A 20,840-nucleotide genomic window follows, 5' to 3' on the forward strand; every position below is an offset into this window, starting at 1 on the left:
CCGCGCGCCCCAGCGGGCCGTACCGCCCGAACTAGCTTCGAAAGTGCCCTGTCATGCGGGGAAGTCGGCGTGAGCCGCAAACAGGAAAGGAGGCTCCGATGACCGGTAGCGGTTTGATGGACGCCAATACGGACACGCTCGCGAGAGTGGTCCAGATGGCCGCGGTGGTCGTGCAGGAGATCGAAGGCCACCGCGGCAAGCTCGAGGGTGAAGTGAACAGCGTCATCCCCGCGCAGTGGAACATGAACCAGTCCCAGGCGCTGCTCGTGGCGCACAAGAAATGGGACATGGCCATTCGGAACCTGTGTCAGAAACTGGAAAAGCTGGGTGGCGACACCCAGTTCGCGATGAACGACTACATCGGCGCCGACGAGCAGGGCACCCAGTGCTTCCACGGCGCCGAGGGCGGCGGCGGAGCGGGCTTCGGCGGCGGCTTCGGTGGTGGCGGCGGGGCCGGCTTCGGCGGTGGCGGCGGTTTCGGTGGCGGCGGCGGGTTCGGTGCCGGCTTCGGTGGCGGGTTCGGTGACGTGCTCGGGGGTGACCTGGGTGGCGGTCTCGGCGACACCGGCGGCGGCGATTCCGGCGGCGGCGACTCCGGCGGGGATTCCGGCGGTGGCGACTCCGGCGGCGGGGACGGCGATTCCGGCAGCGGTGGTGACGGCGGCGGCGATTCCGGTGGCGGCGCCTCTTCCGGCTCCACCTACGCCTTTGCCGGAGTGCTCCGCGCGATCTGAGGAACACGTATCACGGAAAGGAGATGAACCGTGCGCAAACTCGCGATGTTCGGTGCGCTGGACGGCCTTTCGGCGAGCATGAACGGCTGTGTCAACGGCGTTCAGCAGTCGATCGATTCCTGGGGCAACGCCTCGGGCATGACCCAGGCCGACTGGACCGACCAGGCCGGTGGGCAGTTCGCCGAGATCAGCCGGGCCTGCCAGCAGGTGATGGCCGCGGGGCAGGAGCTGATGCAGGCCATGAACCAGGGTGTGCAGTCCTGCAACTCGGAGAACATGGCCGCGGTGCAGCGGTCCTGCGGCAGGCTGGGTTCCGGCATGTGACCGGACCCGGCTGAAAGTGTCCCGGCGCGCCCGTGCGCTCCGGGGCATTTTCTTTCGCTGCCGAGGATTCCCGTGGCAGGAACAGGTCAGTGGCGGCCGTGCGGGCTTCGATTGCCGGACAGTAGGCACATTCCGGCGGTCTGGCGTTAGTCCTCTGAAAGGCCTGCGATGCCTGAACCTGGTGCGGCACAGCCCGCTGAATCGCCCGCGCCCGCGGAGAAACCCGCGCCCGCGGAAGAGCCCGCGCCCGCGGAGAAGCCCGCGGAACCGGAATCGGCGGCACCCGCCGAGTCCGCACCATCACCGGACAAGCCGGATTCCACTTCGGACGATCCGAACGCGTCCCAGTCGGAGCAGGGCGGCGCGGAGAAAAAGCAGGCGGACTCGGCCGAGCCCACTGAGGAGGAGCCGCGAAGCGAATTCCGCGACGCGGTTCACGCCCAGGAGCCGCCCATCGGGCGGCCCGACTCGATGCACCAGACGGCCGACGAGCTGAAAAAGGTCGGCGAGAAGTCCGACGCCACCACCGAAAACAACACCCGGGCGCGGACCGCCATCGCGGCGGACTGGACCGGCGCGCCCGCCGAGGAGGCAGACCGGCGGGCGGCCGACTTGGCCGAGGACGGCAACGAGGTCGGCCGGCTGGCGAAAGCGGGCGCCGAGGCCGCCGGCAAGAGCGCGCAGCACGTCGACCAGGCCAGAGCCGACGACGAGCAGGTGCTCACAGAGGGCGAGGGCGACTGGAACCTGGCTCGCACCTTGCTGGCCGACGGGGAAAGACAGGTCGCCGAGACCAACCTCACCGAGTCGACCGCGAACGCCACCCGGCAGAACCACGCCACCGCCGCGGCGGGGATCCGGCAAGCCTGGGAAGGGGTGTTCGACGAAGGCGGAGAGATGATCGACGATGCCGGTGACGCCGTCAAGGACGCCGGCGACCAGGCGGACGCCGCGATCAGCGCCGCCGGCGAGGCCGCGGCCGACGGCGTCAGCGACGCGCTGGAATCCGCGGGTGAACTGGTGGGCGGCCCGGTCGGCCGGGCGCTGGGGGAAGGGATCGGCGACACCATCGGCAACAACTTGGACACGACCGGGGAGTTGGTGGGCGAGGCCGTGGACGGCGTTCTCGGCACGGTCGGCACCGGCCTGGAAACGCTCGGCGGGGTCTCCGACGCGATCGGCGACGGCATCCGCGACGGCGACCCCCTGAGCATTCCGGGGGAAGTGGGTGCGGAGTACGGGGAAGGTGTCGGCGAAACCGTCGAACACTTGCTGGAAACCCGCGACGACATGGTCGACAGCGTCGTCGACGGTGTGGCCGACGGCGCCGCGAATCTGGGCGAGACCTCGGTCGAAGTCGCGGCGGGCGCGCTCGACCAAGCGACGGAGGCACTGCGCGACGCGGGCGACGGTGCCGTGGATTCCGCTTTGTACGTCGGCGAAAGCGCCGACGACCTCATCGACGGTGCTGGAGCCAGGCTCGGCGACGCCGTCGAAGCGCTGGGATTCGCGTCGGCGGGGCAGACCGTCACCGGCTTGGCCGATGCGGCCGGTGACGCCGTCGCCGAGGGAACGCTGGCGCACGGCGCGGGGGTGCGGAACAGCATCTACGACGCCGCGCAGGGCCTGGATGGCAAAGACTGGGCGCGGACCGTCTACATCTCACACGAACGCTACCCGGCGTCCGCGCAGCACATTGACGAGGCCCAGCGTGGAACCGTCTGGAGTGGTGATGTTTCCCGGCAGGCCCGGTCCGGGCTGGGAAGTGTTTTCGAGGTCGATCGTGATGGTGCCGCCGGGCGTCGTGCGGCTGCTCTCGGGTCGCTCCCGTCGAGCTCGGAATACGATCGCGACGAGTATCCGCCCGCGGTCGCGAAAACGGAGGGGGAGAAGAGCGTGAAGAACGTGCCGTTCTCCGACAACCGCGGCGCGGGATCGTCTATGGGCAACCAGATCAACGGGCGGGACGGCTCCATCCGACGCCAGCTCGAAGGGAGCGGCCTGCCGTTCTTCGGTGACGGCCGCGTCGACGACGGCGACCAGATCGAATTGAGGACCTTCCGATGAACACACTGACGAAACTGGTCGAGCGGGCCCGAGGGCCGCTCGGGGCACCGGTCGAGCTGGATTTCGGCGCCGGGCTGCCCGGTGAGCTCGGCGCGTTGTTGTCGGAGCTGAACGGGTTCGCGTTGTTCAACTACGGCGTCCAGGTTTTCCACGCCGGTCCTTCCGGGCTCGGGCCGGAACTCGGCGCCTGGAACGCCCCGGACACCTGGAAGGACACCTACGGCGACCTGGCCGATGGGCTGCTGTGCTTCGCGCAGGACCTGTTCGGCGTCCAGTTCGCCATTGAGCAGGGGCGGCGGGTCGTCACCTTCGACTCGGAAACGGGCGAGCGCGAGAACGTCGGCCCGGACCTCGACAGCTGGGCAGGCTGGTTGCTCGAGCAGCCGGATGTGCGCGGCGTGCGGTCGTTCGCCACGGTTTGGCAGGACACGCACGGCGCGCTCGGCCACGACGAACGACTGTTGCCGGTCAAGCCGTTCGTGCTCGGCGGCGAGTACGAAGTGGACAACCTCGTCGTCCGCGACGCGGTGACCGCGATGCGGATCCGCGGTCAGCTCGCCCGGCAGCTGCGGGATCTGCCTGACGGCACCCCGATTTCGTTCGTCATCACCTGATGTGGGAGGCATGTGCTGCCTGAGGCAGGCCCTCGGCCGGGCCGAGCGCACGGATGAAGACGTGCTCGCGCACGGTGACGGGGGAGGACGCCCCCGGTGACGGGTTACTGCTCGCTCGGCCGGTTGCCCGCCACGATGTCGCCGATGTTCCGCTGGCCCGGATTGGGCACATCACCGCGGATGTACCGGTCGTGGGAACCGGTGTCCGAGTAGTCGGCGTCCTGCGGTGGGCCCGGGTCGGTGCGGAAGCGCTCGCTGCCGAAGTGCTCGCCGGTGGGATCGGCGCCGTGGCCCAAGCCGGTCGAGCCGAGGTCGGCGATGAAGTCGTTGTTGGACTCAGTGGCCCACACCCGGCCAGGGGGCAGGTTGAGTTCCGACGCGTGGTTGACGCCGAGTCCGGGACTGCTGACCGAGATGAAGTCGTCGATCGGCAGGTCCCGGTAGTCGCGTGCGGTGGTTCCGGCGACGGTGCTGCCGTAGCTGTGCCCGATGAGCGTGTTGTGCGACGGCGCGCCGTCGTGGCTCTCGCGCAGGCCTTGCTGGAAGGCGGCCAGGTCGCCCTTGGCGTTCTCCGCGTAGGAGGTCGACGCCGCGTCCGTAAACCAGTCCGGTGCGTCGTAGTCGAACCACGCGATGCTCGAGACCGACTCCCCGGACGCCCGGGCCTCCTTGGCGATGTCGTCAGTGGTCTTGAGCACCGACTCGAAGCTGTCCAGGTCTGTCATCATGCCGGGGACGAAGGTCGCGACGTTCTCGGAGCGGTCCGGATCCCCGTTCGCCACGATGAACTTCCCGTCGTCGTCCCCGTCGATCCCGAGGAGGTAGTACCGGTTCCCATCGGGAGTCGGGCCTTCCAAGCGCGTCTGGAGTTTGTCGAGTGCTTCGATCTTGCCGTCGAGGTCCTGGATCTCGTTGGTCAGCTCGCCGTACTCGCGATCGGTTCGCGGACTCCGGAGCAGCTGGTCGCGTTCGGCCGCGATCCGATCGCGTTCGGCGGTGAGCGCGTCGCGTTCCCGGCCGAGCAAGATGTCGTTGGCCTTGTCGCGGGCGACCGCCGGTACGCCGTCCTGGTTGCCGACGAGTTCCGGCTGCTTCTCGGCGAGGTCGTTCCAGTGCCGTTCGATGTCCTCCCGGGTCGCGCCCTCGGGCGGCTGGGGCAACTGGGAACCTTGCCCGGCCTCGAGGCTCCGGATGTTGGCTGCGGTGATCTCGTCCTCGCGGTTGACGTCGCGCACCGTGACGGCCTCGATCTGCCCCCTGGCGACTTCCCGGTCCGCGTCGGGAAGCAGGTGAGACTGCAGGTAAGCGTCGTCGTTCGATCGGACGACCGACTTCCTGCGCTCGATGCCGTCGCCGACCTCGCCGGCCGCCGCGTCCGCGTACTCGGCCACCACCGTGGCGTCTTTGCCGAGGGTGTCGGCCTCGGCGGTCACCGAGTCGGCGCGGTTCCGCGTCGCCTCGCCCGCGGGGTCGTTCCAGGCCTGTTTGACGGCGTTCGCGGCCTGCTCGCCGTCGTCGCGAGCCGCGGTGGCCGTTCCGCTGACCTCGCGCGCCTGGTCACCGACCGCTCGCAACCGCTCCGGCGGGGTCACGTCCTGGACCTGCCCCTGTATCGCCTGTTCGAGCTCGCTCTTGCCGCCGTCGTCACCGGAGGTTCGCTCCTGGGGTTCGGCGCGCTCATCGGGAGCGGCTGCTTTCTCCGACGACGCCGGGCCGCCGCCTTCGGCCGCGTCCTTTGTGGACGACTCAGGGGTGCTTTCACCCGCGGGTGCGGCCTTTTCCGCTGGGGGAGCGGATTCCTCCGCCTTCGGGGCGGCCGGCTCGGCGGGCGCCGGCTCGGCGGGCGCGGAAGGGGCCGGTGCCGCGCCGCCACCCGAGTCCTCTGCCATGAGCGGAACTCCTCGATCGACACAGTGGAAGGGAGCCCAGCTTCGCGTGCCGTGGGTGGCCGTGACCGCTGCTGACCTGTTCCGGCCACCCGGCGCCACGCCACCGCCATCGACGCGACACTGATCACCGAGGCTGGTCGAAAGTTCAGGGGAGTGCCAGATGGCCGAGTCACCAGGAGACGGACCGAGCGCGTCCGGCGACGGCGCCGGTGGGTCTCCCGCGCCACCCGCGGACAGCGAACCCGCAGCCCCTCAACCCGCGGACAGCGAACCGGCAGCCACCCCGCCCGCAGACAGCGAAGCCTCCCAGCCTGCGGACAGCGAAGCCACCCCGCCCGCGGACAGCGAGGCCACCCCGCCCGCAGACAGCGAAGCCTCCCAACCTGCGGACAGTGAAGCCACCCCGCCCGCGGACAGCGAGGCCACCCCGCCCGCAGACAACGAAGCCTCCCAACCTGCGGACAACGAAGCCACCCCGCCCGCGGACAAAGAGACCAAGAACCCAGCCGCCGAGGACCCCGCGCCGAAGGAACAAGCGGCCGAGGACCCCGCGACAACCGATGCCGCTCAAGAACCGTCGGACAAGCAATCCGCGACGGCAGAAGCCAAGAACCCGGACGGCGACGAAGTCACCCAGCGGGTGCTCGCCAGGGCGCCACTGCCCGATACCGACACGGCAGCGATCCGCACCGCCGCCAACGGGCTGCAGGTGGCAGGGACCAGCGGGCAGGAAGCCGCCGACAAAGCGCTCAAAGTGGCCAACGGAACCGGCCAGGACTGGCGTGGCGGGCCGGGCGAGCAGTTCGGCACGCGGGCGACCGCCGAGGCCGAACAGACCAGGGTGGCCGGCCAGGAGATGAGCAAGCTCGGTGACGGGCTCTCCCAGGGCGCCGACACCGTGGACGCGCTCACCCGGGAGCGAGTGGCCGACATCGACGACAGCCGCCCGATCGCCGCCGTGGCCCGGGCGACACTGCCTCCCGCGGAAAGCGACTACGTCGTGGACAACGTGGTGGAAGACCTCGTTCAGCGCGGCAGCAACGCGACCGGGCCGGCCGTGCGACGCGTGCAGGAAGCCTTCGAGGGCTGGCAGGTCACCCCCGTCCAGTACGAGCGAGGTCCGGTGGAGACCGGGCACCGCTTCGAAGTCGAGGCCGGGAAGAAGAAGTTCGGCCACAACCCGGAGAAGAGCTTCGGCGCGAACAAGACCGAGGACCAGGTCGAGCGAAGCAAGCTGAGCGATCCGTCGCTGGTGCGGAGCTACGACGCGGTACGGGACGCGTCGTTCCAGGTCGACTCCGGACTGCGCAACCTCGAGATCGCGGGCGACGACGTGCCCGCCCGCCTCACCGCCGACGTCACGGGGTGGCGCAGCGACACGTTGCCGCACCAGGGTTCGCTGTACACCGAGTTCCTGGACACGCCGACGCCGAAAGCGGGCCGGTTCGAGGGAAAGGCGGCCTGGGGCGCGGGCGGGTCCGCCGACGTGCGCCTCGATGTCGGCGACGCCTCCGCGCGGGCGCGGTTCGAAGCGCTGGCCGGAGCCGAGGGCGACGCCAAGCTCGACGTCGGCTCGGAGTTCTTCGGCGCCGGGGCCGGCGGCTTCGTCGGCGGCAAGGTGAGTGCGGCCGGATTCGGCGAGCTCGGCGGATTCGGCGCGGGCGGCCGGGCCGAGGCCAGGGTCGGCATCGGCCTCGACGCGGGCGTGACCATCGGGAGGAAGGACGGGGACTGGGTGATCGGCGGCAAGATCGGCGCCGCGCTCGGCGTCGGCGGGAAGCTGGAGGGGCAGCTCGTCATCGACCCGGACAAGGCGGGCCAGACCCTGCAGGACCTCGGGTCGGCCATTGTCGAGGGCTTCCGGAACCCGGGCCCGTCGATTCCCCACAGCAACTTCTTCTAGCGGAGAGCCACGGTGACGGCGAACCTGTCCTTCCCCCTCGAATTCACCCTGCCGCCCGGTTGGCGAACCCCGCTGCCGCCGGAGGCCGAGTCGGCCGCGGGCACGGTCGTCGCCGTGCGGCCGGAACGGGCCGCGACCATCACCTCAGCCGGCGAGCTCCGCCCGGACGGCGCGGGCCTGCCCGAGGTCGCCGACGAGGCCATCACCACGCTGCGCGAGTCCGGCTCGCGCGTCGACGTGCTGAGCCGGACGGAGGTCGGCACGCCCGACTCGCCGGGGCTCGCGCAGATCCTGTTGCTCGGCGGCGCCGCGGCGAGCATAGAGGAAGTCGTGCAATGCCAGGCGTTCCTGGCGATGCCCGACGTCGGTGGCAGCGGCGTGCGCGCGGTGCTGCGGTTCGTGATGACCACGACCAGGCAGCACATCGGGGCCCTGGTGGGGGACTTCCAGCAGTTCCTCGGCACCGTCCGCCTGAACACCGCTGTGGCAGAAGGAAAGACCAAGGAGGAGCCATGATCCAGCCGATGATCGACCCGGCCGCGCGCAAGGCGGACTACGAACGGCTGCGCGACGACCTGCTCGAGATCAGGGACAAGATCGCCGACATCGAGGCGACCGCCGACTCGCCCGACGGCCTGGTCAGCGCCACCGTGGTCGGGCGCGGCGAGCTGAGCGAGCTGTACCTCGACCCGAGGATCTACCGGACGCACGACTCGAAGGCGCTCGCCGGGTCCATTGTGGACACCATCAGGGAGGCGGTGGCGCGCTCGCAGGAGCAGCTGTTCGAGATCACCCGCCGGTACCTGCCGCCCACCGCGAAGCTCGAGGACACCGACGTGCACACCGGTCCCTTCCTGCACCAGCTCGACCGGAAGATCAAGGGGGAGTTCTGATGGCGGACTACGACATGGACCCGGACGCGGTGACCCGCGGGATCAACCAGCTGCGCGCGGTCGGCGAGGACTTCGGCAGTGCGTGGGAAACGCACAAGCGGGCCATCCAGGCCGGGCAGGCGGGCATCGGCGGGGACACCCTCGGCCAGGCGTTCCTGGAGAAGTACCTGCCGCTGGCCGAGAAACTGACGGCGAAGGCCGACGCCATCCCGGCCGCGTACGGCAGGTTGTGCGACGACGCGATGGGCTGCGTGGCCGACTACCGCGCGGCGGACGCCGAGGGCACCGGCGCGGTCAACCGGCTGACCGGTACCGACGGCCGGGAAACACCGGCCTAGCGCGATGACCGGCAACAGGCTGGCGGCGGCGGTCGTGGTCGCGGCCGCCCTGACCGTCCACCCCGGCGTGGCGCCTGCGGCACCGCCGCCCGGCGCCTGCGGCGACGTCGACCCGGCGAGCCCCGAGGTCACCGAGGTGCCCTGGGCGCAGCGAACGCTGGACACCAAGGCCGTGCACGAGCACGGCACCGGCGCCGGGGTGGTGGTCGCCGTGGTCGACTCCGGGGTGGACGCCGACCACCCGCAGTTGCGCGGGAAGGTCCAGCCCAGCCAGGACTTCTTCCTCGTCGGCGACCTCCCCGGCAACTTCGACTGCGTCTCGCACGGCACCGGGATCGCCAGCATCGTCGCGGCGGCACCGGCTCCCGGCACCGGGTTCACCGGCCTGGCGCCGGACGCCTCGATCCTGCCGGTCCGGATCAGCGAGAGCGACACGACCGACGGCGCGGCTCAAGCGATCGACCCCGAGGTGCTGGCCAGGGGCATCTGGTACGCGGTCGACCAGGGCGCCGACGTCATCAACCTCTCCGTCGCGGGTGGACTCGACAACGTCTACGTGCGCGACGCGGTCCGGTACGCGGTGGGGAAGGACGTGGTCGTGGTGGCCGCCGCGGGCAACGCCCAGCAGGGCACCGCGCCCGGCCCGGCGAGCTATCCGGCCGGCTACGACGGCGTGCTGGGGGTCGGTGCCGTGGACATGACCGGCACCCGCCTGCCCAGCTCGCAGATCGGCCCGCAGGTGGACCTCGTGGCCCCGGGCGCCGGCGTGCTCAGCGCCGCGCGCGCGGGCGGACACCAGTACCGCGACGGCACCAGCTTCGCGGCACCGTTCGTGTCGGCGACCGCGGCACTGGTGCGCGCGGCCCGGCCGGAACTGTCCGCTCCCGAAGTCGTGCAACGGATCCTCGCCACCGCGAGCCCGGCGCCGGGCGGCCGGGACAGCGCCGCCTACGGGGCCGGTCTGGTCAACCCGTACCGGGCGCTGACCGACGGCCTGGTGACCACCGGCCCGGCCGCCGTGCCCGCGGTGCGGCGTCCCGTGCCCGATCCCGCGGAGGTGCGCCTCGCCGAGTGGTGGGACGACAGCACTTCGACGGCGTGGACCATCGCGATCCTCACCGGTGCCGTGGCCGCACTGGGCGCGATCACCGCGCTCGTGCTGGTCCGGGGGCGGCGCGGCGGCTGGCAGCCCCGCCGGGCCGTCCTGCCTCCCGCCGAGCCCCCGCGCGACGAACTGCCGGACGAGATGTTCGTGGTACCGCCACCGCCGGTGGAACGCTGACCCGCCGGTTCAGCGGGTCAGCACGGTGGCCGGGTCGAGCCCGCTCCCCAGCGGCACCCGGTCGACCAGCCCGGCGGGCAGCCGGACGGGGACCGCCTCGGCGTAACCGAGAACGCCCAGCACCTCGCGGTTCGCCAGCGGATACGCCCGGCCCTGGTCGGTGACCAGGACGAGGGTGCCCGCGTGCGCCCCCGGGCTCGGCATCACCTCGACCAGCGCCGCCCGGCCCGGTTCGACGTGGACGCGGTCGGCCAGCGGCATCCCGTAGGCGCCCCGGCGCGCCGTGGTACCGGTCGCCAGTTCGGGGAGCAGCGAGTCGACGTACAGCTCGGGAGCCGCCGCGGCGGGCTGGTAGGTGGCGCAGAGCGCGCCGCCGCCGGCGAACCGGGGCCGCACCGCGGGCGCCGCACCCGGATCGGCCGGGGCAGGGGGTGCTTTGGGGGCTCCGGCGGCCGCGGCCGGGCTGAGCGGGACATCTACCGGCTGGCCACCGTCGTAGGCTCGGCCGGTCTCCGGATCCGCGCGCTGGATGTCGTACTGCAGCGGGGAAATCGGCCGCAGCCGGTCCGCCTCGGCCAGGTAGTGCTCCCGCCCGCCGGAGGTCTGCACGACGAGCAGCTGGCCCACGCGCAGCCCGGCCAGGCCCGGTACGGCCGTGGACGGTGAACCGGTACCGGCCAGGCGGAGGGGCCCGATCGGCGCGCCCGCGGGCAGGATGTCCACCAGCGGCATCCCGGTCCGCGTCCTCGGCTCGCCGGTCAGCGAGAGCCCCGCCGACACGATGCTCGGCTGCTCGACGCGGTGCCGGTAACCGTTGGCGATCAGATAGGTTTCCCCGCTGGCCGGAATTTCGGCGAGCACCGCCGCGTCGGCCAGCGGCCTGCCACCGGGGTCGCCGACGCCCGCCAGCAGCATCGATTCGTCCACAGTGGACCCGCTGGGATCGGCCACCGGCCGCGAGCAGAGGCTCCAGCCGCCGGTGAGCAGCTTGTCCGGGGCCGGCAGCGCGTCCGGCGCGTCGGAGATCCCGATCCACGGCCCGCGTGGCACACCCGCCAGCGAATCACTGGCCACCGACACCGTCTCGGCGTGCTCACCGAGGGCGAGCAGCGCCGAGGCGTAGTTCGTCACCGGGTGCAGCACACCGTCGAGGTAGACGTACCGCGCCCCGGACTCCTGCGCCACGATCACCGAGGGCTTTTCCCGCCACGACGTGTTCCCGCCCGGATTGACCAGCCCGTACACCCAGAACCCCACCAATGCCAGCACGCCGATGACGATGCTGCCCACCGCGGCGCCGCCGGGGCGGCGGAACGGCGGTTGCTCCGGGTCCGGCTCGCGCGTCACCAGCGCCGAGATCGCCCGCTGCGCCAGGAACTGGTGCGCCTGCAGCAGGTCGCGTTTGGACGCCATCGCCTCAGCCGCCCAATCCGCGCACGAGTCCGTACAGGCCCAGCACCGCGCACAGCACCGGCACGCAGGCCAGCACGATCCCGATTTCCAGCAACTCGGCGAACCTGCCGAAGAACGGGCTCGGCAACCGCTTGCTGTGGCCGAGGCCCAGCAGGACCGCCAGCCCGGCCACGGCGAGCAGGACGGGCGTGGTGACCGCGAGCAGGACGTCCGCTTCGGCCATCACCGGACCGGTGGCCAGCGCACCCGCGCCCGCCACGCCGGTCAGCAGCAACGGGGCCCGGTGCCGCAGTGCCGGGTAAAGCCGGGCACGCAGGCAGAAACCCACCGAGAGCACGCAGAGCAGCACGACGACCGACGCGCCCGATTGCCCGGCCACCACGAACTGGCACAGCACGGCGACCGTGGCCGCACCGCCGATCATGCCGGTGAGCAGCTGGTCGGCCCGCAGCACCGCGGCGTACACCGCGTGCCGCGGCGGCTGCGGGTCGTCCCGCACGAGGTCGGCGGTGCTGCGCGGCAGCACCGGCATCGGCACCCGGCCCAGCCGGGTGGCCAGTGGGCCGAACAGCGGTGAGAACAGCAGCGTCACCACGGCCGCGACCGCGGCGCCGTCGACCCCGTCCAGCGCGTCCAGGCTGGCCAGCCAGGACGCGAGACCGCCGAGCAGGCCCGCGGTGACGCCCGCGAGGAACAGTTCGGCGCGCTCGACCACTCCGGCGTACCCCAGCGCGGAGGCCACCACGAGCGCCGAACACGCGGCGAGTACGTGCGGTGCACCGAATCCCGCGGCAGGCGGGCCACCACCGAGCAGCAACCCGCCGCCGGCGAAGGCGAACGGCAACCCCAGCGCGGCGACGACCGCGCCGGCGCCCGCGTCGCCCAGCGCGCGGGCCAGCACGGCCCCGGCGACGAGCAGGACCGCGCAGCAGCCCAAGGCGACCCACGCCGCGGAGGTCCACGGTGGACCGGCCCGGACCACCGCCACCAGTGCGAGGGTGGCGGCGAATGCCCCGGTGAGCAGGCCCGCGGCACGGGTGTGCACCGGCCCCCACGGCCTGCCGGTGCGCCCGGCGCCCTGCGCGATCGTGTCGGCGAGGTCGTCGTACTCCAGCTCGGGCCAGTGCAGGCGGCGGGACACCAGGTGCAGCACCTCGCCGTCACGGATGCCGCAGGTGCCCAGCGCGGCGCCGAGGCCGAGCGCGGTGCCGTCGGCCTTGCGCAGCAGCCAGCCGCCGTCGGTCACGCCGTCGTCGGCGAGGCTTTCCCCGGCGCGGCGCAGGAGGCCGGGCAGGACCTCGGCCACCGAGGCGCGTTCCGGCAGCGCCAGGTCGATCCGCCGGGCCGGTGCGTCGATGGTCACTCTGACGAGGTTCGTCGTCATCCGCGTCGTCCTCCTGGCCGTGGAGCGGACGGCAGCATCCTGCCGCCGGCACCCCCGTGGAACTTCTCGTTCCTACGATGAAGCGCGAACGGGCCGGGGGAACGGGAACGGCAGCTACCGGACAAGGGGATGGCGGCACCATGAGGGGTACGCACGATCCGGCGGGCACACTGACTCCGCTCGGCGACGGCCCGGTGGCCACCGTCCTCACCGGTGCCGACGGGCACGCCGCGTTCGCGCTCAAGGCGTATCCGGGAACGATCGACCGGCGCACCCGCGGCCTGCTCGACGCCGAACTGCGCCGGCTCGGCGAGCTGCGTACGCGGGCGCACGTGCTGGTGGCCGACCGGGTCGAGGAACTGCCCGACGGACGGTGTGCGCTGCGGATGGAGCTGTGCGCCCAGTCGCTGCCGGAACTGGTCGGCTCGTTCGGCCCGCTGACCGTTCCGGACGCGCTCGCCGTGGGCAGCGCACTGGCCGCGGCACTCGCGGCCGCGCACGCGATCGGCGTGGTGCACGGCGGCGTCACCCCCGGCAACGTGCTGTTCCGGCCGACCGGGGAGCCGGTGCTCGCCGACTTCGGCTTGACCCTGCGGCACGCGTTTCCCGCGGAAGTGAGCGCCGGGGCGGACTTCCTGGCTCCGGAGACCGTGCGGGACGGCACCAGGGACGAGCGGACGGACCTCTACGGGCTCGGGGCCGTGCTGTACTTCGCGCTGGCCGGTGCGTCCCCGCACCAGGGGCGGCTCGGGGAGCAGGTGGACGAGCGCCTCCTGCGCACCCTCAGCAGCGAGGTGCCCGCGCTGGAGCGCACCGACCTGCCGCCGGGACTGAGCCAGCTGGTGTCCGCGTTGCTGGCGCGGAACCCGGACGCGCGGCCGCTGGACGCGGCGACGGTGGCCGCCAGGCTGGGCCCGCCGCGGGCGCAGCCCGTGTTCGACGACTTCGGTGACGTATTCGCGGGCCACGTCGCCAGACCCCAGCCGCCCGCCCCCGTGCACCGGCCCGCCGAGGCCGTGCCGCGGGCCAAGCCGAAGACCGGTGCCGTCATCGCCATCGTCGGCGCGCTGTCGCTACTCGCCGTCGCGTTGGTGGTGTTGGTGAACCGGCCCGCGAAACCCGAGGCGCCGATCGCGCCGGCCGGTATCGCCGCGCCGGATCCCGGCCGGTCCGGCGGGCAGCCGGTGATTCTCGAACTCGCCGAGCCGGTGGACAAGGGGGAGTACGTCGAACTGTCCTGGCGCAGCAGCGAACCGCTGGACTTCGTGGTGGTCATCGCCGCGGAAGGACAGCAGGCGCACGCGGAATACGTCGAGCGGGCCAGCACCTACCGGGGCCGGATCGACCCGGTGCTGCGGTACTGCTTCCTGATCCAGGGCGCCACTTCCACCGGTTACGTGCAAAGCCAGCCGAAACCGATCCGCGAAGCCACGTGTGTCAACGAGTAACTGGCACCGTTCGTTCACCGAGCGTTCACCTCCTGATGGGCGGCCCGCGCGTCAAACGAGTCACGGGCGATGAAGGATCGGCCGCAGGGGGAACGAGTTGGGGAGACGCGACGAGTGAAACGCCGGTTGTCCATCGCCGCCGCGGTGGTACTGGTCCTGGCCGTGGCGGGCGTGATCGTGTTCGGCGGGCCGGATGAGGCCGGGACAGGCACGCGGGCGGGCGGAACGACCACGGTCAAAGGGGTGATCGGCTCGGAGAAGCTCGCCTTCTTCTCCGATCAGCGCGTGATCGACGCCTTCGCCAGGCACGGGCTCGAAGTGGAAGTGGACACGGCCGGTTCGCGTCAGCTCGCGACGAGCGTGGACCTGGGCGGTTACGAGTTCGCCTTCCCGTCCTCTTCGCCTGCCGCGCAACGCATCCAGCGTGACCGCTCGATCACCGGGGGGTACACGCCGTTCCAGTCACCGATGGCCGTGGCGACCTTCGAGCCGATCGTCTCGCTGCTCACCGCGAACGGCGTGGTGCGCCAGGGCGCGGGCGACTACCAGGTGCTCGACATCGCGAAGTACCTCGAGATCACCCGCGCGGGCACCCGCTGGGACCAGCTGCCCGGCAACACCGCCTTCCCCGCGCGCAAGAACGTGTTGCTGACCACCACCGACCCCCGCGAGTCCAATTCGGCCGCGATGTACCTGTCGATCGTTTCCTTCGTGGCCAACGGGAACACCGTGGTCAACTCCCCGGAGGCCGAGGCGAAGGTGCTGCCGGAGCTGTCGAAGCTGTTCCTCGACCAGGGGTACACGCAGAACAGCACCGAGGGCCCGTTCGAGGACTACCTGGCCGCGGGCATGGGGAAGACGCCGATGGCGCTGATCTACGAGTCGCAGTTCGTGGACCGGCTGATCCGGGCCGACGGCTCGATCCGGCCTGACATGCGGTTGCTCTACACCGCGCCGACGGTGTACTCGAAGCACACGCTGGTTCCGTTGTCCCCCAACGGGGATCGGGTCGGTCAATTGCTGACCGGTGACCCGGAGCTGGGGAAGCTGGCGGCCACCTTCGGCTTCCGCACCAACGACCCGCGCCGGTTCGGCGAGGTGACCGCCGCGGCGAAGGCACCGGTGCCCGCCGATCTGGTGGACACCGTGGAACCGCCGTCGTTCGAAACGCTCGAGCGGCTGCTCGACGCGGTCCAGAAGCAGTACTAGATGGACGCCTTCGAACTCACGCCACCGGAACCGGTGGCCGCGGTGCCGGCCGAGCGGGCCGCCGGACTGATCACTGTGGACGATGAGACCCGGGCCGCCGCCCGGCGGCGCGCCGAGCACTTCGCCGAACGGTTGCGGGAACTGGACGTCCGGTCGCCGCGGTTCACCGCGGTGCTCGACGAGCTGCTCGCGGTGGGGGAGGCCGACATGCGGGCCGCGGCCACCGTCGCCGGCGCGCTGCTGGACCGGTCCGCCCGCGCGCTGTCGGGAACGCGCGGCGAGGTGGCTTCCCCGCAGCAGCAGGTGACCGTGAGCCTGTCCGGGCTCCGCCGGACCGTCGCCGAGCTGGATCCGGCGAAACTTCCGATCACCGGGCGGAAACTGCTCGGCATGATCCCGGTGGCGGGGGCGGCGAAGAAGGCGCTGGACCGGTACCGGGCGGCGAACGAGCCGGTCAACGCCCTCGTGCTCGACCTGCGTGCCCGCCAGGACGTGCTGCGACGGGACAACGCCGTGCTCCAGGGCGAGCGGGAACGCCTGTGGCGGACCATGGGCAAACTGGCCGAGGCGGCCGCCTTCGCCGAGGCCGTGGACGCCGCGATCGACCGCCAGGCCGGGATCTTCGACCTCACCGACCCGGCGCGTGCCACTGCGTTGCGGGCCGACGTGCTGCACCCGATCCGGCAACGGCACCAGGACCTGCTCACCCAGCTCGCGGTGAGCGCGCAGGGTTATCTCGCGCTGGACCTGATCCGCCGCACCAACGACGAGCTGATCCGCGGGGTCGAGCGCGCGGTGTCGACCACGGTGACCGCGCTGCGGGTGGCGTTGCTGGTCAGCGGCGCGCTGGCCGGGCAGCGCGACGTGCTCGACGAGGTCGACGCGGTGCGCGCGACCACGGACGGGCTGATCAGGGCGAACAGCGAACTGCTGGCGATGCAGAGCGAAGAGGTCCGCGAGGCGAGCAGCGATCCGGCGGTCGGCGTCGAGACGCTGCGCGTGTCCTTCGACCGGATCTACGCCGCCATCGACGCGATCGACACCTTCAAGGCGGACGCGGTCCGCACGATGGCGAGCACGGTGGAGTCGCTGTCGGGCGAGATCCGCCGTGCCGAGGACTACCTGCGCCGGTCGCACGAAACGGCGCCGGACGGGGGAGCCTGATGAGGAAGCTGATCGCGTTCGCCGTCGCGGTGGCGTGTGCCGTGACGCTCGCCGCCTGCGACCAGGGTACCGATCCGGAGCAGCCCGCCGGGCCGCCTCAGCCGGGCACCCTGCGCGTGCTCGCGGGCAGTGAGCTCGAGGACCTGAAGCCGGTGCTCGAAGAAGCGGCGAAGGCCACCGGGGTCACGGTGAACTTCAGCTTCACCGGCACCCTGGAGGGCACCGAACTGCTCGCGAACGGGGGCGCCGACGGCAAGTACGATGCGCTCTGGTTCTCGTCGAACCGGTACCCGCAGGGCATTCCCGGCGCGGCGAGCAGGCTGGGCAACCAGACCAAGATCATGAGTTCGCCGGTGGTGTTGGGCCTGTCCACCGCCGCGGCCCAGCGCCTCGGCTGGGTGGGCAGGCCGGTCAGCTGGGCCGAGATCGCCGAGCAGGCGGGCAAGCGGGCGTTCACCTACGGGATGACCGATCCGTCGGCGTCGAACTCCGGTTTCTCCGCGCTGGTCGGCGTGGCGTCCGCGCTGGCGGGCACCGGCAGCGCGATCGACGCCGGCCAGATCGGCGCGGTGACCCCGGCGCTGACCGAGTTCTTCAGCGCGCAGGAGCTGTCCGCGGGCTCGTCGGGCTGGCTGTCCGAGGCCTACCAGCGGCGCGCCACCGGGCAGGAGCCGGGGGCCAAGGTCGACGGCCTGATCAACTACGAGTCGGTGCTGCTGTCGATGAACGCCGGCGGCAAGCTCCCGGAACCGCTGACGCTGATCTACCCGAGCGACGGCGTGGTGACCGCGGACTACCCGCTGACCCTGCTGAACAACACCGGCGACGACGCTCGCGCGGCGTACCAGAAGCTCACCGAGCACCTGCGCTCGCCGGACGCCCAGCGCCGGATCATGGAAATCACGCAGCGGCGCCCGGTGGTGCCCGGGGTTCCGCTGGGCCCGCGGTTCGGCGGCCAGAGCCTGGTGGAACTGCCGTTCCCAGCCACCCAGGAGGCCTTCGACGCGCTGCTGTCCGCCTATTTCGACAAGATCCGGCGGCCGTCGCGCACGTTGTACGTGCTCGACACCTCGGGGTCGATGGCGGGGGATCGCATCGCCGCGCTGCGGTCGGCGCTGGTCGGGCTGACCGGTGCCGACGGTTCGCTGACCGGGCGGTACCGGAAGTTCCGCAGCCGGGAGGAGATCACCATGCTCCCGTTCGACACCGGGCCCGGGCAGCCGCGCACGTTCACCGTGCCGGAGCAGGATCCGCAGCCGGCGCTGGACCAGGTCAAGGCGTTCGCCGAAGGGCTCACCGCGGACGGCGGCACGGCGATCTACGACAGTCTGAAGCGGGGGTACCAGGTCCTTTCCCCGCTGGTGAGCCAGGACGCGAACCGGTTCACCTCGATCGTGCTGATGACCGACGGCGAGAACACCGACGGGTCGGACGCCGCGTCGTTCGAGGCGTCCCTGCCCGGCGTGCCCGAGAACGTGCGGGGCGTGCCGGTGTTCACGGTGTTGTTCGGCGAGGGCAACGTGGACCAGCTGAACCGGGTCGCGTCGCTCACCGGGGGCAAGGTGTTCGACGCGCGCGACACCGATCTGGGCAAGGTCTTCCAGGAAATCCGCGGGTACCAATGATCCGCTATCTGGGTTCGACGAAGAACCTGGCCGGCTGCGCGGGCGGCCTGCTCGGGCTGGTGCTGTACCTGGTCGGGGTGGTCGGCTCGTTCTGGCCCCTGGTCGTCGCGGGCCTGTACGCCGCGGGGGCGCTGCTGGCACCGCCGGAAAAGGTCCACCTGATCCCCGACGCGTCCGGTCAGCTGCGCGCCGGGCTGGAAACGTTGGTGCGCGGGGTTTCCGAGCAGGCAGGCCGAATGCCGGAAGGCACGGTGGAAACGGTGCGCCGAACCGCGGAAATCCTCGACGGCCTGCTGGCGCGCGCCGACCTGCGCGCGAACCCCGATGTCCTGCACGCGGTCACCACCCTGGCACGGGTAGACCTGCCCCAGTCGGTCGAGACTTACCTGAACCTGCCCTGGTGGCTCTCAGCGAAACGGTTAGCGGGCACCACAACCAGCGCAGCTGACGAACTGCGCACCCAGCTGGACCTGCTACTGGCCAGGGCCGAGAACGTCGCCGAACGCTTCTACGCCGCGGAGTTGCACCAACAAGCCGACCACACCCGCTACCTCCAATCCCAGGACGATCCCCCCGACGCCTGACCGGTGTGTGCCGATCATTCCGTCATTCCGACGAGCGGCGAGTGGGGGCCGCCGGGGCAGCCCCCACTCGCGATCACTGGCCGGGAGTGGCGTGCAAGTCCAGCCCTGCCCGGGTCTGGCCCGCGACGACGGACACCGGCTCGGGGTACCAGTCGACGTGCTGCGTCGCGACGAAACTGATCCTGATCTGCTGGGTGTCCAAACCGGACAGTTCGTAGTCGAAGGTCGACTCGACTCGACCGTCCGGCCCAGCCGGGTCCCCGGTGGCCGCGTTGTACGCGTTCACCGAGAGGAAGTAGGCCGGGAGGGTGGCGCCGTGGATTCGTCCGGTCACCTTGCCCGCCGGCTCGAGCCGGGCGTCGAGCGGCGCGGTCGCGCCCGCGGTCACGCGGACCGGGGTGGCAGCGAAGCGGTCCGCCTTGGCCCCGGACCACTGCCAGGCGTACTTCCCGGTCATGTCCGGGAACTGCACCCGCCAGTCGTACGGGCCGAGCCCGCTGATCGTGTAGCGGCCGTCGGTGTAAGTGCACGTCACGCCCCATGGCTGGTGGTGCCAGGAGTACGCGGGAGTGACCGTGGGACAGAGTCCGGAGACGGGAGCGCCGTTGTCCGCGCCGGTGACCACTCCGCTGATCGCACCGACTCCGTCGAACCGCACCTGGACATCGCTGGTCTCCCCGGACCTGAGCTCGACCCATCGCGCCTGTTCCAGGTCACCGGTGCCCCCGTGCGCACCCACCCACTGGCTGCCGTGCACGCCGTCGCCGGCGTACTTGTTGCCTGCCACCGCGAAGAGGCGGTAGCGGCCGGGGAACCAAGCGGTGAGGCGAAGCTTTCCGGTGCCGTACGCGCACTGCATGTGGTCCGGTGAGACGCTGCGCTCGTGCTCGGCCATGATGTAGACGCAGGCGTTGCCGACCGGCGCGCCGGTGGCGGCGTCGGTGAAGTCCACCGTCAGGACGGCTTCCTTGGCGAGCGCCTTGGTCAGCCTTGTTGTTTCGTCGGCCCGGACGACGGTTTCGCCGATGACGTCGTACTGGTAGCCAGTCTTGGAAAGCCCGAACTCCCACGTGGCGGCGCGTAGCGGCCCGAACCTCGCCACCCCTTCGGCGTCCGTGGTGGCCGAGATGGAGCCCGCGTGTGGCCCGCCGCGGGTGAACACGGACACGCCCGCCAGCGGTTCCCCGCTCACTTCGTCGGTGACCTCCACCTCGACGTCACCAAGCGGGATGGCGGTCTCGTCGACCACCGTTTCCTCGCCGGCGGTGACGGTGACCACCCCCGCCTGGTACGGATCGGTTTGCCGCGGCCAGTACTGATCGAACACGCCGGGGCCGTAGAACCGGAGTTCGTACTGGCCGGCAGGCACGTCGTCGAAGCGGTATCGGCCTTCGGCATCGGTGGACACCAATGCCTTCTGGTTGTTGTCGCGGTCGTCGAGCCGTACCCCCGCCGACGCGATCGGCCTTCCCGGGCCGCGGACGTAACTACCCGAAATGGTCCCCGTCTCGGCTGCGGCCGCCGGAACCGTGCTCAGCCCCAGCAGCAGCGTGAACGCCGCGAACACGGCCGTGACCGCACGCAGATGTCTTCGATCGAGCATTCTTCCCCCTCAGTCAGAGCAACGATCACAGCGAACACGCACCACACCGTGATTCGGTTGCCTCCACCCACGTCCACGTGCCCGGCGAGTCCGAATGGTCATCGATCTTGCTGCTCTCGACCAGAATGTCGGTGACCGCGAAGTTGCCGGCGTCCGGGGCCATGGACATCACCGCGCCGCTGCGGATGACGTAGCGGCGTCCCCACCGCCCGCTGTCGTCCGGCGGCTGGTCACCGTCTGCGGTGGCCGGACCGGCCGCGAACGAGCTTGTTCCCGCGGCAGCCACCGTGGCCATTCTCAGGAAGTCGCGCCGCCCGGCGCTGGAAGCGGCCCGCTCGGTGGCTCATCGTCACGTTGTTTGGTCAT

General features: G+C 71.4%; 19 protein-coding genes. 14 read left to right on the forward strand and 5 right to left on the reverse strand.

All coding sequences use genetic code 11. The annotated features are described in order from the left end of the window. The first annotated feature begins 98 nt into the window (after positions 1-98). The 4 genes from JYK18_RS47010 (at position 99) to JYK18_RS29800 (ending at position 3,739) form a co-directional block, all read left to right on the forward strand. Positions 99-734, forward strand: a complete 636-nt coding sequence (locus tag JYK18_RS47010; RefSeq protein ID WP_242582217.1) for a hypothetical protein — start codon at positions 99-101, stop codon at positions 732-734. Positions 735-764: 30 nt separating this feature from the next. Further along, complete coding sequence (locus JYK18_RS29790; protein WP_307796121.1) at positions 765-1,058, forward strand: hypothetical protein; 294 nt, start codon at positions 765-767, stop codon at positions 1,056-1,058. A 471-nt stretch (positions 1,059-1,529) separates the two neighbouring features. Then, on the forward strand, positions 1,530-3,125 hold the full coding sequence (locus tag JYK18_RS29795) for a NucA/NucB deoxyribonuclease domain-containing protein (RefSeq protein WP_206806756.1): 1,596 nt from the start codon (positions 1,530-1,532) through the stop codon (positions 3,123-3,125). After that, on the forward strand, positions 3,122-3,739 hold the full coding sequence (locus JYK18_RS29800; protein ID WP_206806757.1) for an SMI1/KNR4 family protein: 618 nt from the start codon (positions 3,122-3,124) through the stop codon (positions 3,737-3,739). The genes JYK18_RS29795 and JYK18_RS29800 overlap by 4 nt, the downstream gene beginning before the upstream one ends. A 104-nt stretch (positions 3,740-3,843) precedes the next feature. Here JYK18_RS29800 and JYK18_RS29805 read toward each other — a convergent pair whose 3' ends face one another. Further along, positions 3,844-5,628 (reverse strand): alpha/beta hydrolase, encoded by a 1,785-nt coding sequence (locus JYK18_RS29805; protein ID WP_206806758.1) that lies wholly within the window; start codon positions 5,626-5,628, stop codon positions 3,844-3,846. A gap of 160 nt (positions 5,629-5,788) precedes the next feature. Here JYK18_RS29805 and JYK18_RS29810 point away from each other — a divergent pair, with 160 nt between their 5' ends. The 5 genes from JYK18_RS29810 to mycP are packed head-to-tail and all read left to right on the forward strand — an operon-like array spanning position 5,789 to position 10,044. Continuing rightward, positions 5,789-7,531 (forward strand): hypothetical protein, encoded by a 1,743-nt coding sequence (locus JYK18_RS29810; RefSeq protein WP_206806759.1) that lies wholly within the window; start codon positions 5,789-5,791, stop codon positions 7,529-7,531. Positions 7,532-7,543: 12 nt separating this feature from the next. Then, positions 7,544-8,047, forward strand: a complete 504-nt coding sequence (locus tag JYK18_RS29815; protein ID WP_206806760.1) for a hypothetical protein — start codon at positions 7,544-7,546, stop codon at positions 8,045-8,047. Next, complete coding sequence (locus tag JYK18_RS29820; RefSeq protein ID WP_206806761.1) at positions 8,044-8,424, forward strand: YbaB/EbfC family nucleoid-associated protein; 381 nt, start codon at positions 8,044-8,046, stop codon at positions 8,422-8,424. Before JYK18_RS29815 ends, JYK18_RS29820 begins: the two co-directional genes overlap by 4 nt. Further along, the gene (locus JYK18_RS29825; RefSeq protein ID WP_206806762.1) at positions 8,424-8,762 is read left to right on the forward strand and encodes a hypothetical protein; all 339 of its coding nucleotides are present in this window, start codon (positions 8,424-8,426) and stop codon (positions 8,760-8,762) included. The genes JYK18_RS29820 and JYK18_RS29825 overlap by 1 nt, the downstream gene beginning before the upstream one ends. 4 nt (positions 8,763-8,766) lie before the next feature. Further along, a complete protein-coding gene (gene mycP / locus JYK18_RS29830) occupies positions 8,767-10,044 on the forward strand; it encodes a type VII secretion-associated serine protease mycosin (protein ID WP_206806763.1) in 1,278 nt (425 codons plus the stop codon). A gap of 9 nt (positions 10,045-10,053) precedes the next feature. On the opposite strand, the gene eccB is transcribed toward mycP, so the two are convergent. Together eccB and eccD are read right to left on the reverse strand one after the other, a co-directional pair. After that, complete coding sequence (gene eccB / locus JYK18_RS29835; RefSeq protein WP_206806764.1) at positions 10,054-11,457, reverse strand: type VII secretion protein EccB; 1,404 nt, start codon at positions 11,455-11,457, stop codon at positions 10,054-10,056. 4 nt (positions 11,458-11,461) lie between these two features. After that, positions 11,462-12,841, reverse strand: a complete 1,380-nt coding sequence (gene eccD, locus JYK18_RS29840; RefSeq protein ID WP_206806765.1) for a type VII secretion integral membrane protein EccD — start codon at positions 12,839-12,841, stop codon at positions 11,462-11,464. Positions 12,842-12,981: 140 nt separating this feature from the next. On the opposite strand from eccD, the gene JYK18_RS29845 reads away from it, so the two are divergent. From JYK18_RS29845 to JYK18_RS29865, 5 genes are all read left to right on the forward strand, one after another. Beyond that, positions 12,982-14,289: a protein kinase gene (locus tag JYK18_RS29845; RefSeq protein ID WP_206806766.1), complete on the forward strand. Its 1,308-nt coding sequence runs from the start codon at positions 12,982-12,984 to the stop codon at positions 14,287-14,289. Positions 14,290-14,403: 114 nt separating this feature from the next. After that, positions 14,404-15,498 carry a hypothetical protein gene (locus JYK18_RS29850; protein WP_206806767.1) on the forward strand — a complete coding sequence of 365 codons (1,095 nt, stop codon included), beginning with the start codon at positions 14,404-14,406 and terminating at the stop codon, positions 15,496-15,498. Continuing rightward, positions 15,499-16,662 carry a toxic anion resistance protein gene (locus JYK18_RS29855; protein WP_206806768.1) on the forward strand — a complete coding sequence of 388 codons (1,164 nt, stop codon included), beginning with the start codon at positions 15,499-15,501 and terminating at the stop codon, positions 16,660-16,662. Then, positions 16,662-18,287 (forward strand): VWA domain-containing protein, encoded by a 1,626-nt coding sequence (locus JYK18_RS29860; protein ID WP_206806769.1) that lies wholly within the window; start codon positions 16,662-16,664, stop codon positions 18,285-18,287. Before JYK18_RS29855 ends, JYK18_RS29860 begins: the two co-directional genes overlap by 1 nt. Next, the gene (locus JYK18_RS29865) at positions 18,284-18,871 is read left to right on the forward strand and encodes a hypothetical protein (RefSeq protein ID WP_206806770.1); all 588 of its coding nucleotides are present in this window, start codon (positions 18,284-18,286) and stop codon (positions 18,869-18,871) included. Before JYK18_RS29860 ends, JYK18_RS29865 begins: the two co-directional genes overlap by 4 nt. Positions 18,872-18,944: 73 nt before the next feature. Here JYK18_RS29865 and JYK18_RS29870 read toward each other — a convergent pair whose 3' ends face one another. Then, positions 18,945-20,474: a carboxypeptidase-like regulatory domain-containing protein gene (locus JYK18_RS29870; protein ID WP_206806771.1), complete on the reverse strand. Its 1,530-nt coding sequence runs from the start codon at positions 20,472-20,474 to the stop codon at positions 18,945-18,947. A 25-nt stretch (positions 20,475-20,499) separates the two neighbouring features. Continuing rightward, positions 20,500-20,760, reverse strand: a complete 261-nt coding sequence (locus JYK18_RS29875) for a hypothetical protein (RefSeq protein ID WP_206806772.1) — start codon at positions 20,758-20,760, stop codon at positions 20,500-20,502. Positions 20,761-20,840: the final 80 nt, after the last annotated feature.

The sequence above is a fragment of the Amycolatopsis sp. 195334CR genome (genome assembly GCF_017309385.1).
Classification (GTDB): domain Bacteria; phylum Actinomycetota; class Actinomycetes; order Mycobacteriales; family Pseudonocardiaceae; genus Amycolatopsis.

What these genes read in the sequence shown, in the direction of transcription:
- JYK18_RS47010 (WP_242582217.1), top strand. Translation starts at nt 99, where the DNA reads ATGACCGGTAGCGGTTTGATGGACGCCAATACGGACACGCTCGCGAGA.
- JYK18_RS29795 (WP_206806756.1), top strand. Translation starts at nt 1,530, where the DNA reads ATGCACCAGACGGCCGACGAGCTGAAAAAGGTCGGCGAGAAGTCCGAC.
- JYK18_RS29800 (WP_206806757.1), top strand. Translation starts at nt 3,122, where the DNA reads ATGAACACACTGACGAAACTGGTCGAGCGGGCCCGAGGGCCGCTCGGG.
- JYK18_RS29805 (WP_206806758.1), bottom strand. Translation starts at nt 5,628, where the DNA reads ATGGCAGAGGACTCGGGTGGCGGCGCGGCACCGGCCCCTTCCGCGCCC.
- JYK18_RS29810 (WP_206806759.1), top strand. Translation starts at nt 5,789, where the DNA reads ATGGCCGAGTCACCAGGAGACGGACCGAGCGCGTCCGGCGACGGCGCC.
- JYK18_RS29820 (WP_206806761.1), top strand. Translation starts at nt 8,044, where the DNA reads ATGATCCAGCCGATGATCGACCCGGCCGCGCGCAAGGCGGACTACGAA.
- JYK18_RS29825 (WP_206806762.1), top strand. Translation starts at nt 8,424, where the DNA reads ATGGCGGACTACGACATGGACCCGGACGCGGTGACCCGCGGGATCAAC.
- mycP (WP_206806763.1), top strand. Translation starts at nt 8,767, where the DNA reads ATGACCGGCAACAGGCTGGCGGCGGCGGTCGTGGTCGCGGCCGCCCTG.
- eccB (WP_206806764.1), bottom strand. Translation starts at nt 11,457, where the DNA reads ATGGCGTCCAAACGCGACCTGCTGCAGGCGCACCAGTTCCTGGCGCAG.
- eccD (WP_206806765.1), bottom strand. Translation starts at nt 12,841, where the DNA reads ATGACGACGAACCTCGTCAGAGTGACCATCGACGCACCGGCCCGGCGG.
- JYK18_RS29845 (WP_206806766.1), top strand. Translation starts at nt 12,982, where the DNA reads ATGAGGGGTACGCACGATCCGGCGGGCACACTGACTCCGCTCGGCGAC.
- JYK18_RS29855 (WP_206806768.1), top strand. Translation starts at nt 15,499, where the DNA reads ATGGACGCCTTCGAACTCACGCCACCGGAACCGGTGGCCGCGGTGCCG.
- JYK18_RS29860 (WP_206806769.1), top strand. Translation starts at nt 16,662, where the DNA reads ATGAGGAAGCTGATCGCGTTCGCCGTCGCGGTGGCGTGTGCCGTGACG.
- JYK18_RS29865 (WP_206806770.1), top strand. Translation starts at nt 18,284, where the DNA reads ATGATCCGCTATCTGGGTTCGACGAAGAACCTGGCCGGCTGCGCGGGC.
- JYK18_RS29870 (WP_206806771.1), bottom strand. Translation starts at nt 20,474, where the DNA reads ATGCTCGATCGAAGACATCTGCGTGCGGTCACGGCCGTGTTCGCGGCG.